Below are 14,028 nucleotides of genomic sequence, written 5' to 3' on the forward strand. Positions count from 1 at the left end.
TGTGGGGGTCTGGGGGAGGGGACCCTTTTTTGCAAAAAAGGGTCCCCTCCCCCAGCGCCTTACGCATCCGTCTCCGGATACGCCGCTTCCATGGCGGAGCGGAAGGCGTCGAAGCGGCCTTGGCGGATGGCTTGGCGGGCCTGGGCCATGAAGCGGGAGAAAAAAGTCAGGTTGTGCAGGGTGTTGAGCCTGTAGGAGAGGAGTTCCCGGGCGACGTAGAGATGGCGCAGGTAGGCCTTGGAGAAGGTGCGGCAGGCGTAGCAGGGGCAGTCGGCCTCCAGGGGCGTATCGTCCTCGCGGTATTCGGCCCGTTTGATATTGACCTTGCCCTGGAAGGTGAAAAGGGTGCCGTTTCGGGCGTTTCGGGTGGGCAGCACGCAGTCGAACATGTCTATTCCGGCGGCCATGCCGGCGAGCAGATCGCGCGGCGCGCCGACGCCCATGAGGTAGCGGGGCTTGTCGGCCGGGAGCAGGGGGGCCGCGTCGAAAAGGATGTCGTACATTTCCGCCCGGCTTTCCCCGACGGACAGGCCGCCCAGGGCGTAGCCCTCGAAGTCCAGGTCGATGAGCTGGCGGGCGCTTTCGGCGCGCAGGTCCTTGAAGAAGCCGCCCTGGACAATGCCGAAAAGGAGCTGGCCCCGGTCCAGGGGCGCATGGGCCGCCCGGCAGCGCGTCGCCCAGCGGGTGGTGAGCCCCAGGGATTTTTCGGTGTAGGCCCGGTCCGCGCCATATGGTACGCATTCGTCCAGGACCATCATGATGTCCGAGCCGAGGTTGCGCTCGATGGAGATGACCTTTTCCGGGGAAAAAAGGTGCTTGGAGCCGTCGATGTGGGAGGAGAAGGTCACGCCTTCCTCGGTGATACGGCGAAGCCCGGAGAGGCTGAACACCTGAAACCCGCCGGAATCGGTCAGAATGGGCCCGTCCCAGGCCATGAACCGATGCAGGCCGCCCATTTTGGCCACGAGTTCGTCGCCCGGGCGCAGGTAGAGGTGGTAGGTGTTGCCGAGAATGATCTGTGCCCCGATGGTGCGCAGGTCGTCCGGGCAGAGACTTTTGACCGTCCCCTGGGTGCCGACGGGCATGAAGACGGGGGTTTCGATTTCGCCGTGGGCGGTGGTCAGCCGGCCGGTCCGGGCGCGCCCGTCGCCGGGGCCCAGCGTAAAAGTTCCTGGCAGGTTCATGTGCCATGATATAAGGGATTTCCCGACACCCATCAAGACAACGCGGAGGCCTCCCCATGCCCGAACCCGAAAAACTGGACACTTGCCGGCGACGACTGGCCGTAGCCCGCGGCGACGCGCCGGCGGACCTGCTCATCAAGGGCGCACGACTGGTCAACGTGCTCTCCGGCGAAATCCACGAAGCCGACGTGGCCGTGGCCGACGGCGTTGTCGTCGGTTTTTCCGGCCGGGAGGCGGCGCGGGTCATCGAGGCCGACGGCCGCTATCTCTGTCCGGGGCTCATCGACGGCCACATCCACATCGAATCGACGCTTCTGTCCCCGCCGGTCTTCGCCCGGGCCGTGGCCCCGCACGGCACCTGCGCCGTCATGTGCGATCCCCACGAGATCGCCAACGTCCTGGGGCTCGCCGGCATCGAGTACATGCTGGCCTGCAGCCGCGATCTGCCCGTGACCTGCTATTTCATGATGCCGTCGTGCGTGCCGGCCACGGACATGGCCACGTCCGGAGCCAGGCTCGGCGCGACGGACGTGGCGGCCATGCTGGCCCGGCATCCGGACCGCATCCTGGGCCTGGCCGAGGTCATGAACTATCCGGGCGTGGTGGCTGGCGACGCGGATATGCTGCGCAAGATTCGGGCCGCCCGGGGCCGGGTCATCGACGGCCACGCTCCGGGGCTGACCGGCCGGGCGCTCGATGCCTACGTCACGGCCGGGCCGGGTTCGGACCACGAATGCACGCATCTGGAGGAAGCCCGGGAAAAGCTGCGCCGGGGCATGCATATCATGATCCGGCAGGGGAGCACCGAACAGAATCTCGAGGAGCTGATCCCGCTGGTCACGGCCGAAAACGCCGGACGTTTCTCCCTGGTCAGCGACGACCGCGACCCGGTGGATTTGAGCCGCAAAGGGCACCTCAATGCCCTGGTCGCCCAGGCCATGGCCTGCGGCGTGCCGCCGGTTACGGCCGTGGCCATGGCCTCGATCAATCCGGCCCGCTATTTCAATCTGCGTCGCAGGGGGGCCGTGGCTCCGGGGTACAGGGCGGATTTCGTTCTCGTAAACGATCTGAAATCCTTTGATATTACGGATGTTTTCTTGGAAGGGCGGCATGTTGCCGACATGGAGTTTTCCGATTATTCGTGCCTGACGCCGCCGCGGGCCATGCATGTGGCCGGGGATGTGACCGAGGCCCGGCTGGCCATCCCGGCCCAAAAGGGCGCTCGGATAAAGGCTATCGGGCTCATTCCCGGGCAGATCGTCACCGAATGCCGCGTCATGGACGCCCTGGTCAGGGATGGACTGGCCGTGGCCGATCCGTCGCGCGACCTGGCCAAGCTGGCGGTCATCGAGCGCCACAAGGCCACGGGCAACATCGGCCTGGGCTTTATTGCCGGGCTCAAGCTGCAAAACGGGGCCATCGCCGGCACCGTGGCCCACGACGCGCACAACCTGATCGTGGCCGGCGCCAATGATGCGGACATGATCCTGGCCGCCCAGGCGCTTATGGTCTCGGGCGGCGGTTTCGCCGTGGCCGGCGGCGGCAGGCTCCTGGCCCAGGTGCGGCTGCCCGTGGCCGGGCTCATGAGCGATGCGCCGCTGGAGGTGGTCATGGAGGGCCTTGTCGCCTTGCGGGCGGCGTACAGGCAGATCGCCAGGCCGAAACCCGAGGCGTTGGATCATCCCTTCATGGCCATGTCGTTCGTATCGCTGGAAGTGATCGGGGCACTGCGGCTCACGGATCAGGGGCTTTTCGACGTGGCTTCATTTTCCCGGACGCCGCTTTTCGTCTGAGAACCGGCAAGGCGTGCCTAAAATGCCGTCGGAGCGTCCCAGAATCCGCTGGGACGGGTGCTGGTCTCGGATACGGCGATCGTTTTGATTTCAATTTGATTTCAATTTGTATGACGTGTTCGATTCCAAAACGCAGGCAGATTGTGTTTTCGGCATGTCCATGACGAGGACGGGGGCTGTAGAAGAGCCCTTCTCCGTCTCTTTCTATTTGTCCCATAATGTAAATTATGTTAACTTTGCTATGCCGAAAGGGGGGGTGCCAGGCAAAAACCGCCGTCTCCGTTCCTGACAATCTAACCTCCACGACAACGTGCCCAGCCGCTTTTCTCCTCTATTATCCTCCTCATTCTTTATTGCTCTCCCAATTCTTCAAGCAACACGACCGCAACAGCGACTCTCACGACGGAATTCTTTCCACAGATGTGCGCCTAGCCAGGGCCGGGCCGGCGTCGGGATGCCACAGGCGCGAAGGCGTATTCTTCAAATATACGCCGCCTGCGCTGCGGCATCCCGACGCCGGCCAACCCAAAGAGCTCATGCTTTTTACACCGTCCGACCGCCTGACCTTCGCCACAGCCACAGCCGCGCCTGAGACCGACGCCAATGGCCAACCGGTGACCGCAGTTTTTCCCGCTAAAACGCCCTGGCAAAAACCGCCCATAAAAAAGCCCGGAACGACTCCGGGCTTTTTTCGTGAAAATCAATCTATTGCTGGTGCGGATTAGGCACTGTCCTTTTTCTTGGCGCCGTCCATGGTGTGGCGATCCTTGGCCGACAGCACGCTCTTGCGCAACCGGAGGGACACCGGCGTGATCTCCACCATCTCGTCCTCGCGCACGAAATGCAGCGCCCGTTCCAGGGTCATGGGCAAGACCGGCGACAGGATGACGTTCTCGTCCTTGTTCGCCGCGCGCATGTTGGACAGCTTTTTTTCCTTGCACGGATTGACGTTGATGTCGTTATCCCGATTGTGCTCGCCGACGATCATGCCTTCGTAGACCGGATCACCAGGAACGATGAAAAGCCGGCCGCGCGGCTCCAGGTTGAAAAGCGCGTACGGCACGCCCACGCCTTCCCGGTCGCACACGATGGAGCCGGTGAAGCGGCTGGGGAAATCACCCCGGTATTCCTCGTAGCCGTCCAGGGACGAGTTCATGATGCCCGTGCCCTTGGTGTCGGTCAAAAACTCGTCTCTGTAACCGATAAGACCCCGGGATGGAATGGAAAATTCCAGACGTACCCGGCCCGAGCCATGGTTGACCAGGTTCAGCATGCGGCCTTTGCGGATGGAGAGCTTTTCCGTGACCACGCCCACGAACGCCTCGTCGCAGTCGATAAAAAGGTGCTCGATAGGCTCTTTGCGTACGCCGTCCTCGGTCTTGAAAATAACCTCCGGCCGCCCAACCGACAGTTCGAAGCCTTCCCGGCGCATGGTCTCGACCAGGATGGCCATCTGGAACTCGCCCCGTCCCTTGACCGTGAAGCTGTCCTTGTCCTCGGTCTCTTCCACGCGGATGGCCACGTTTCGCAGCGTTTCCTTGTAGAGGCGCTCGCGCAGCTTGGCCGACTGCACGAACTTGCCCTCCCGGCCGGCGAACGGCGAGGAGTTTATGGCAAAGCGCATGGCGACGGTCGGCTCGTCCACATGGATGCGCGGCAGGGCCTTGGGCGACTGTGCCGTGCAGATGGTGTCGCCGATGGTGACGTCCTCCACGCCGGAAAGCACGATGATGTCGCCCGGCTCGGCCTCGTCGGTCTCGGTCAGGCTCGGCCCCTGATAGACTTGCAGCTTGGACACGCGCAGGGGCTTGGCCACCCCGCTTTCGTCGATGCACACGAGCGTCTCGTTGATGCGGGCCGTGCCCGAGATGACCCGGCCAATGGCCAGCCGGCCCAGGAAGTCGGAATAGCCGAGGTCGGAGACCAGCATGCGGAAGGGTTCGTCGGGATCATGGGACGGGGCCGGGATGGTGGCCAGGATATGCTTGAAAAGGGGCGCCAGGTCCTTGCCCTCCTCCTCCAGCGATTCCTTGCACATGCCTTCGCGGCCGATGGCATAAAGCACCGGGAATTCCAGCTGCTCCTCGGAGGCGTCCAGGTCGATGAAAAGGTCGTAAATCTCGTTTAAGACTTCCTCGGTGCGGGCGTCCTTGCGGTCGATCTTGTTGACCGCGACGATGACGGGAAGGCCCCGGTCCAGGGTCTTTTTGAGCACGAAGCGCGTTTGGGGCAACGGCCCTTCGGAAGCATCGACCAAAAGCACCGCGCCGTCGACCATGGACAACGCCCGTTCCACCTCGCCGCCGAAGTCGGCGTGGCCCGGGGTGTCGATGATGTTGATTTTGACCCCGCTGGAGATCACGGCGCAGTTTTTCGCGGCAATGGTGATGCCGCGTTCGCGTTCCAGGTCCATGCTGTCCATGATGCGATCGGCAACTTCCTGGTTTTGGCGAAAAAGGCCGCTTTGGCGGAACATATGGTCGACCAGCGTGGTCTTGCCGTGGTCGACGTGGGCGATGATGGCGATATTGCGAAGCGATTCGTTTCGAATTTTCTGGCTCATGCGGGGGGGTCCTTGGGAAAAACGTTGCCGACGCGCGCAGTGCCGCGCGTGTCGGGCCAGGGGACATACCGTAATGCCCACGGTTAGGCAATCGGCAGGGCGAAGGTGAATGTGCTGCCCGAACCGAAGCGTGATACGTACGAAATGCGTCCGCCGTGTGACTCGACGATGTGTTTGCAGATGGCAAGCCCCAGTCCCGTGCCTTTGGGCTTGTTGGTCAATGTTGCGCCGATCTGGTTGAATTTTTCGAAAACCTTGTGTTGGTCGGCTTCCGGAATGCCTATGCCGGTATCGGCCACATCGATGACGACATAGCCGTCCTCGGCTTTGGCCCGGCAGGTGACGGAGCCCTGCTCGGTGAATTTGAGGGCGTTGGAGACCAGGTTGACCAGCACCTGGATCAACCGGTCGCGGTCGCCTATGACCTCGGGCAGCCGGCCCTGGATGCTCGTTTTCAGGGCGACCTTGCGGCTTGCTGCGGCAAGCAACCCTTCCGAAGCGCTCATGACATGGCGCACCACTTCGGCCGGGTCCACCCGCTCGTGCCGAAACGCCATCTTGCCGGCCTCGAGCTTGGCCAGGTCCAGCACGTCGTTTATGAGGTGCTTGAGACGTTCGCCCTCGGAAACGATGATGCCGAGATTTTCCATGATCTGCTCGGCTTGGCGGCGCTGTCTGGGATCGTCGCCGAGCAGGCGGCTGAAGAGCTGATCCAGACGCTTCTCGATGATGACGGCAAACCCCATGACCGAAGTCAGCGGGGTGCGTATCTCGTGGGAGACCATGGACAGAAATTCGGATTTGGCCCGGTTGGCGGCGTCGGCCGCCTCTTCGGCCCGCTTGCGGATGGTCACTTCGTGGGTGAGACGTTCGTTGGCGCGGGTGAGTTCCGCCGTACGCTCGGCCACACGGCGTTCGAGCTCGTCATGGTAACGCAGGAGCGTCTGCTCGGCCTGCTTGCGGATGCTCACGTCCTGGAGCGACCCGTCGAAGCGTTCCGCCTCGCCGGCCGCGTCCCGGATGCACCGGGCGTTTATAAGGCCCCAGATCAGGTCGCCGGATTTGGTGACGAGCTGGACTTCCAGGTTTTTGACCTGATTGTAGCGTTCCAGTTCGGTCCGGATGCGGCGGCGGTCGTCCTCGTGGGCCACGGTCTGGTCGATGATGCTTTTGACGCGGCGCATCATCTCGCGCGGCGAGGCATAGCCCAGTATGGTGGCCACGGCCGGGTTGGCGCTGATGAGCCGGCCGTCCAGGGAGCTTTGAAAAATGCCTTCGGCCGCGTTTTCGACGATGCCCCGGTACTTTTCCTCGGCCCGGCGCAAGGCCAGTTCGCTTTTTTTACGCTCCGACACGTCCCGGGCCACGATGACGGCGATGGGGCCGTCCTCGCCCTTGGCCATGCGGAACGTCATCTCCACGGGCGGGGTCGTTCCCTTGCCGCCCGGCCGGGTGAGAACCGTTTCCAGGCGTCCGGCGGCGAAATCCCCCGAAAAGAGTCCATGCAGATGCTCCACGGCCTCCAGAGGGAGCAGTTCGGCAAAGGGACGCCCGAGCAGGGTCTCCCGGTCCTGTCGCAGTATGGTCCCGGCCGCGCCGGCGGTATCGGTGATGCGGCCCGTGCGTCCATCAACCAGGAAAATGGCTTCGCCGGTCTGCTCGAGGAGCGAACGGAAGCGCTCGAGCTCGTCAAGGCGGCGCTTGAGTTCCGGGTAATAGCTTTTGCTGACCGAATGTTCGCCGAAGCCAAGCAGCCTGTCCCGGCGGCCGGCGTTGCGGTCGACGGCGTCAGCCGTTTGTATGCCTGGCGTCTTCATAAATCGCTTCGATATCCGCCTGGCTTGGCTGCCGGGGGTTGGTCAAGAGACAGGGGTCGTCCAGGGCATTGTGGGCAAGTTGGGCCAGGGCTTCCGGGCCGACCCCGATTTCGGCCAGCCCCATGGTGACCCCGGCGGCACGCTTGAAGTCCCGCATGGCGGCGAGCACGGCCTCTTTTTTTTCCTCCGGCGCGGCGGCAGCGTCAAAGCGGGCGCCCAAAAGCCGCCCGATGTCCGCGTACCGTTCCGGTGCGGCGCTGAAATTGTACCGCGCCACATGATCCATCAAAATGGCGTTGCAAAGCCCATGTGGCAGGTCGAACAGCCCGCCCAGGCTGTGGGACATGGCGTGGACCGCGCCGAGGATGGCGTTGGAAAAGGCCATGCCGGCGTAAAGGCTGGCCAGGAGCATGCCGCCACGGCCCTGCATGTCCTTGGGATTGCGCATGGCCGGGAGCAGATGGGCGGCAATGAGCCGGATGGCCTCCCGGGCCAGCAGGTCGGTCATGGGGCTGTTGGCGTTGGAAACGTAGGCCTCCATGGCGTGGGTCAGGGCGTCCAGCCCCGTATGGGCGGTCAGGGTCCCGGGCATGGTCACGGTGGTCTCGGGGTCGATGAGCGCCGCATCCGGGATCAACGTCTTGCCGGCAATGGCGATTTTCACCCGGCGCTCGCTGTCCGTGATGATGGCGAACTGGGAGACCTCGGCCCCGGTGCCGGCCGTTGTCGGCACGCACAAAAGCGGCGGACCGGGGCGCTCCACATTGTCCACGCCCTCGAATTCCCGGATATGCCGCTTGTTGACACTGACGATGCCGATGGCCTTGGCACAGTCCATGGCCGAACCGCCGCCCACGGCCACCAGGGCGTCGCAACCGGCGTCATCGAAAACGTGTGATCCGGCCATGACTTCGTGGTCACGGGGATTGGAGGAAAAAGCGGTAAAAAGGCTGGTTTCCACCCCGGAGGCGTCGAGGCTTTCCTGAACCTGCTGCGGCCAGCCGAAATCCATGATGCCGGAATCGGCCACGAGCAAGGCATGGCGCACGCCGAGCCCGGCCGCCTGACGCCCGGCCAGGGTCAGCGCCCCGTTGCCGAAAACGAATTCCGGGGCCACGAATTTGCGCATGGCAAGCAAAATGTCGTCCCGCATGCGCCCTCCCCTGGCGGCGTGTCGTTGCGCCGGTTCCCCCGACGTTCGATTTTTCTGCCGGATATGGTGTCGGCCATCTCGAGAAAACGACGGCTGACGCAGGATACAGCGTTGCCCGGGCCCTTACAAGGCTTGGCGACGCGGCGCAACCGCCTGGTCCGGCCCGGTTCCAAGCAGGTTTGCCGCGGTAACGACGCGGATGCCCCGCTCGGCCAGGGCTTCGGCCAGGCCCGGTTCGGTAAGCGCCGCAAGTTCCAGCTCGCGTCCAGCGCTGTAGGTGCTTATCGCGGCCAATGCGGCGTCGTGGCGGCCGGGGTGGACCATGACCTCCACCGTTCCCGAACCGCCGAGCGCGGCGAAGGCGGCGTCCACCAGGGACAGAAACGTCGTGGCGCTCAGGTTTTCGCCGTAAAACCGGGTAAGGCACAAATCCGCATGGACCACGCCGGCTGCGGCCAGGGACTCCCGCATGGCGTCGGAAACGGCCCGCCCCGGCACGCCGAGTTCCCGGGCCAGCTCCGCAAAGACCGGAAACGCCTCCGGCCGGTTGTGGATATGATGATGGGAGTCGAGGTGGCTGGGCATGAGGCCCGATTGCCGAAACCGGGCCAACTGGGCCCGCCATTCCCGGCGCACTTCGTCCGGATCGACGTCGCCGACCGCTTTTTTCTTGCGGGGGAAAAGCCCCTCTTCCGTGACCAGACTGGGGATTTCCCCGGGCGGCAGACAGGGACGCCCCCCCGTGAGTTGCAGATGCAACCCGACCCGGCCGGCGATTTGCGGCCCCAGCCTGGACAGCCTTTCCAACCCGCCTTCGGCGCAGACCATGGCGGTCGTGCCTCCGACAACGCCCGCGGCCATGGCTGTCAGGATGCCGGCGCTCACCCCTTCGGTCAGGCCGAAATCGTCCGCATTGACGAAAAGCCGGCGCATCCGCCCTCCTCTGCGCTCAAACCGCAAACGGTCGCAAGCCCGTCTTTACGGACGAACCCGGGACAGGATTTCCGCCACCAGCTTTTCGATGCCCTTGGCGATGTCCGCAATACCCGGGCCGAGCATGTAGGCCGGGGTCGTGACGAGGTTGTTGGCCGCGTCCACGTGGATTTCGTCCACGGCGCAGGCGACATGTTTCGCGCCAGCCGCTTCCAGGGCCTGGGCTGTGCCGGGATCGTTGCCGATGGTCAGCTCGGGATGAAACCGACCCAAGGCCAGGGCCAGCACGGCCGGGGCGATGCAGATGGCGCCGATGGGCTTGCCGGCGGCATGCATGGCGGCAAGCAGTGTGGCCACGGCAGGAAAGACTGTTCCTTTCGCGCCTTTCTCGGCAAAATCGCAGAGATTTTTTGCCGCGCCAAAGCCGCCGGGCAAAATCAACCCGTCCAGGGAGTCGGCGGTCACGCTGGCCACGTCGGTCACCGCCCCCCGGGCGATGCGCGCTGCCTCCACGCGCACGTTGCGCATCTCCCCGCTTGGGGCCTTGGCGGCATGGTCCATGGCCGGCGCGGTCATCTCCGGGGCCAGACAGATGACCTTGGCCCCGGCCTTGTCCAGAAAATAGAGCGCCAACGTCGCCTCGTGGATTTCCGAGCCGTCCAGCACGCCGCATCCCGAAAGCAAAACGCCGATGGTTGGCATCACATCCCCTCCGTTGCCGCAACAGGGTTTTACGCTGCGTTTTCGATCCGTTAAATCTTAGCCCCGAGGCCCGTTTTCGTCAAACCGGACCGTCGCGGTCACGTCTTCGTACAAAATCACCCGCGTTGCCTTTGGGGTGAAAAGAGCGCAAAAAGCCCCATGTCCGAACACTTGCCCAATACTTTAACGGACCGCGTAACACCGCTCACCATTTCAGATACCACCCTGCGCGACGGAGCGCAGATGCCCGGGGTGCGCTTTTCCGTCGATGACAAGGTGGCCATCGCCAAGGCCCTGGCCGCAGCCGGCGTGGACGTCATCGAGGCCGGCTTTCCGGCCGTTTCCGACCGGGAAATCGAGGCGGTACGCCGCATCGCCGCCGAGGTGGCCGGTCCCCGGATCATGGTGCTGTGCCGGGCGGTTACGGCCGATATCGACGCCGCCTGGGAAGCCCTGCAAAACGCCGATCCCGACCGGCGCGGGGTGGGCGTTTTTCTGGCCACAAGCGCCCTGCACCGCCGCGACAAGCTCGGCAAGACCAAGGGCGAGTGCCTGGAGATGATCCGGCAGGCCGTGGCCTACGCGCGCAAGCGTTTCCTGAAGGTGACCTTCAGCTGCGAGGACGGCAGCCGCACCGAGCCGGCCTTTTTGCGCCAGGCCTATACCGTGGCCATGGACGCCGGGGCCACGGGCATCGGTTTTCCCGACACCCTCGGCGTGCTCACCCCGGAGACGGTCAGGCGCCGCGTGCGCATGCTCACGCGGCTGGCCCATCCGCGCGGCGTGCGCCTGCGGGTGCATTTCCACAACGACCTCGGGCTGGCCACGGCCAACACCCTGGCCGCCGCCGGGGCCGGCGCGGATATCGTGCATCTGACCGTGGGCGGCATCGGCGAGCGGGCCGGCAACGCGCCCCTCGAGGAAACGGTCATGGCCCTGCGCCTGAACAGCAGGCAGTACCGTCGCGGCGTCGGCGTCGATCCGAGTCACCTGACCGGGCTGTGCCGGCTCGTTTCCGAGCGTTCGGGCGTACCCATTGCCCCGAACAAGGCCGTGGTCGGGGCCAACATCTTCGCCACGGCGGCCGGAGTGCACCAGGACGGGCTGCTCAAAAATCCCGATACCTACCTGCCCTTTCACCCCGAAACCGTTGGCGCGCACGGCTTTCGCCTGCCCCTTTCGCCCATGTCCGGCCGGGCGGCCCTGGCCCTGCGCCTGAAGAAACTGGGCATCGAGCTGACCCCCGACGAACTGGCCGTTGCCGGCCGGCTGGTCAAAAACGCGGACAAGGACGCCTGGGCCGACGAAGAAAAGCTTGTGCGCCGGGCCGCCGCCAAGGCCAGGGAGGGCGGTGTGTGACCGGCGCGACCGCGATCATGGCCCTTTTTCTGGCGCTGACCCATCTTTACATCCGCCTGCTCTCCCCGGCCCTTGACGCGCCGCGAAGCCCCTGGCTGTCCCTGGCCGGCGGCGCGGCCACGGCCTACGTCTTCGTCCACATCTTCCCCGATCTGTGCGCGGGCCAGGAAGCGGTGCGGCGGGCCGGCTGGACCGTTTTGCCGGCGCTTGACCACCACGTGTTCCTGGTCGCCCTGGCCGGGCTGCTCGTCTTCTACGGCCTGGAGCGGGCGGCCATCCTGGCCCGCGGTGGCCGCGACGCCCCGCCGGCCGGGCCGGAGAAAAGCGGCGTCTTCTGGTTGCATCTGACCTCGTTTGGCCTGTACAATTTTTTGATCGGCTACCTGCTGGACAACCGGGAGGTGCCGGGACCGGTGAGCCTTGTCACCTACACCGTGGCCATGGCCCTGCACATGGCCGGAACCGACCACAGCCTGCGGCGGCATTTCACCGGCGACTACCACCGCCTTGGCCGCAAGGTGCTGGCCGGCGCGGTCCTTGGCGGCTGGGCCTTTGGCGTGGTCTTCCGCGTCCACGAGGCACTTTTGGCCGTGCTGTTCGCCTTTCTGGCCGGCGGCGTGGTCATGAACACCATGAAGGATGAAGTCCCGCTCGACGGATCGGGCAATTTCCCGGCCTTTGCCCTGGGCGCGGCCGGCTATGCTGTATTGCTGCTCCTCTTATGACACGAAACCAAGTCTCTCCCCCGGAAAAAGACCGCCATGCCTTTCTCGGCCGGCAGGTCTGGCGGCTCTACACCTTCCTGCGTCCGTACAAAAAGGCCATGATCGGCGGTCTGGCCCTCAACATTCTGGCCCGGGCCTGCGACCTGCTCCCCCTGGCCATCGCCGGCCGGGTCATCGACGCCGCCGCGCGCGGCGAGTCCGATCCCAAGGTCTACCTCTTCTACGGTCTGACCGTACTGACGAGCTTCATCTTTCTGGCCGTGTTCCAAAGCGGCTCGGATTACATGCTTTCGGCCCTGGCCCAGAAGACCCGCCACGATATCCGGCTGGCGCTTTACGGCCATCTGCAATCCCTGGAGCCGGCCTTTTTCGAGGACCGCCAAACCGGCGACATCATGTCCGTGATCGTGGCCGACGTGGATGCCCTGGAAAGTTTCCTCACCGACTCCACGACCTCGATCATCCGGCTGGTCGTCACTTTCTGCGGCATCTACGGCTACCTGTTTTTCCTGGAATGGCGGTTGGCCCTGCTCCTTTTCGTTCCCCTGCCCCTGGCCATCTTCGCCGTGCGCCGCTTCGTGACCCGGGTCCAGCCCCGCTATCGGCAAACGCGCCGGGCCGTCGGGGCCATTGCCGGCATTCTCGAAAACAACATCAGCGGCATGGGGGTCATCCAGGCCTACACGGCCGAGGACAGGCTTTACAAGGCCGTGTCCGCGCGTTCGGCCAGCTACCGCGACGAGGCCATCGCCGCCGAGGGTGAGCGAGCCCGGTTTCTGCCGGCCATTTATGCCGTGGCCGGACTGTCCTTCGGCGCGGTCTTCGCCGGCGGCGGCTATCTGGTGGCGGCCGGACACGGCCCGACGGTCGGCGACTACACCACCTTCGTGCTCTTTGCCGCCCGGCTGGTGCTGCCGCTTTTCGTCTTCGGCATGCTCATCAACCAGATTCAACGGGCCGAGGCCGCCGCTTCGCGCGTCAGCGAGTTGTTCGCCGTGCGCCCCCGCGTGGCCGATGCGCCCGGGGCCGTAGCCTTGAGAGGGAAGCCCAGCCATCTGGAATTTAGGGATGTGCGCTTCGCCTACCCGTCGCGCGGACAGGTCATAAACGGCATCAGCTTCAGCCTGGCAAAGGGCCAGGTGCTGGGTGTGGTCGGCCCGACCGGGGCCGGCAAGTCCACTCTGGTCAAACTGCTCCTGCGCTATTTCGAGCCGACCGGCGGGGCCATCACCGTCGATGGCGCATCGCTTGCCGCCTACATGCTCAAAAGCTATCGCGGCCACCTCGGTTACGTGTCCCAGGACGCCTTTTTGTTTCACGGCACCGTGGCCGAAAACATCCTGCTCGGCCGCCCGGAGGCGGACATGGCCGCCGTGCGCCATGCCGCGGCCGTGGCCGGAGCCGACGACTTCATCATGAAGCTCCCGGCCGGCTACGACACGGTCATCGGCGAACGGGGGCTCAAGCTCTCCGGCGGCGAGCGCCAGCGGGTATCACTGGCCCGGGCCATCCTGCGCGATCCGGCCATCCTGATCCTCGACGAGGCCACCTCGGCCGTGGACACCCGCACCGAGGCCATTATCCAGCAGAATCTGTACGCCTTTCGCCAGGGCCGTCTCACCCTGGCCGTGGCCCACCGCCTGTCCACCGTGCGCCAGTGTTCGCAGATTTTGGTCGTGGTGGACGGGTACGTGGTCGAGCGCGGCGACCATGAGGCGCTCCTTGCCGCCGGCGGGGTCTACGCCGGCATGTGGGCCGTCCAAAGCGGCGCGGAGACTTTGGAGGGGGGTGCCTCCGGC

General features: G+C 64.8%; 10 protein-coding genes. 4 read left to right on the forward strand and 6 right to left on the reverse strand.

Annotation, left to right across the window (positions count from 1 at the left end):
- Window positions 1–59: 59 nt before the first annotated feature.
- Window positions 60–1,184 (reverse strand): tRNA guanosine(34) transglycosylase Tgt, encoded by a 1,125-nt coding sequence (tgt, locus tag ACMZ6R_RS18375; RefSeq protein WP_416114199.1) that lies wholly within the window; start codon window positions 1,182–1,184, stop codon window positions 60–62.
- A gap of 56 nt (window positions 1,185–1,240) precedes the next feature.
- Here tgt and ade point away from each other — a divergent pair, with 56 nt between their 5' ends.
- Complete coding sequence (gene ade, locus ACMZ6R_RS18380; protein ID WP_416114201.1) at window positions 1,241–2,977, forward strand: adenine deaminase; 1,737 nt, start codon at window positions 1,241–1,243, stop codon at window positions 2,975–2,977.
- 721 nt (window positions 2,978–3,698) lie between these two features.
- Here ade and typA read toward each other — a convergent pair.
- The 5 genes from typA to elbB form a co-directional block, all read right to left on the reverse strand.
- The gene (gene typA / locus ACMZ6R_RS18385; RefSeq protein ID WP_416114203.1) at window positions 3,699–5,540 is read right to left on the reverse strand and encodes a translational GTPase TypA; all 1,842 of its coding nucleotides are present in this window, start codon (window positions 5,538–5,540) and stop codon (window positions 3,699–3,701) included.
- 83 nt (window positions 5,541–5,623) lie between these two features.
- Complete coding sequence (locus tag ACMZ6R_RS18390; protein WP_416114205.1) at window positions 5,624–7,357, reverse strand: ATP-binding protein; 1,734 nt, start codon at window positions 7,355–7,357, stop codon at window positions 5,624–5,626.
- Complete coding sequence (gene ercA / locus ACMZ6R_RS18395; protein WP_416114207.1) at window positions 7,329–8,510, reverse strand: alcohol dehydrogenase-like regulatory protein ErcA; 1,182 nt, start codon at window positions 8,508–8,510, stop codon at window positions 7,329–7,331. The genes ACMZ6R_RS18390 and ercA overlap by 29 nt, the downstream gene beginning before the upstream one ends.
- A 123-nt stretch (window positions 8,511–8,633) precedes the next feature.
- Window positions 8,634–9,443: a carbohydrate deacetylase gene (locus ACMZ6R_RS18400; RefSeq protein ID WP_416114209.1), complete on the reverse strand. Its 810-nt coding sequence runs from the start codon at window positions 9,441–9,443 to the stop codon at window positions 8,634–8,636.
- 45 nt (window positions 9,444–9,488) lie between these two features.
- A complete protein-coding gene (elbB, locus tag ACMZ6R_RS18405; protein ID WP_416114217.1) occupies window positions 9,489–10,145 on the reverse strand; it encodes an isoprenoid biosynthesis glyoxalase ElbB in 657 nt (218 codons plus the stop codon).
- Window positions 10,146–10,304: 159 nt separating this feature from the next.
- Here elbB and ACMZ6R_RS18410 point away from each other — a divergent pair, with 159 nt between their 5' ends.
- The 3 genes from ACMZ6R_RS18410 to ACMZ6R_RS18420 all read left to right on the forward strand — a co-directional run.
- Window positions 10,305–11,504 (forward strand): LeuA family protein, encoded by a 1,200-nt coding sequence (locus ACMZ6R_RS18410; protein ID WP_416114211.1) that lies wholly within the window; start codon window positions 10,305–10,307, stop codon window positions 11,502–11,504.
- Window positions 11,501–12,229: a hypothetical protein gene (locus tag ACMZ6R_RS18415; RefSeq protein WP_416114213.1), complete on the forward strand. Its 729-nt coding sequence runs from the start codon at window positions 11,501–11,503 to the stop codon at window positions 12,227–12,229. The genes ACMZ6R_RS18410 and ACMZ6R_RS18415 overlap by 4 nt, the downstream gene beginning before the upstream one ends.
- Window positions 12,226–14,028, forward strand: a 1,803-nt coding sequence (locus tag ACMZ6R_RS18420) for an ABC transporter ATP-binding protein (RefSeq protein WP_416114215.1), incomplete at its 3' end; no start/stop codon positions are given. The genes ACMZ6R_RS18415 and ACMZ6R_RS18420, both read left to right, overlap by 4 nt.

The sequence above is a fragment of the Solidesulfovibrio sp. C21 genome, from assembly GCF_047785625.1.
In the GTDB taxonomy this organism is placed as follows: domain Bacteria; phylum Desulfobacterota; class Desulfovibrionia; order Desulfovibrionales; family Desulfovibrionaceae; genus Solidesulfovibrio.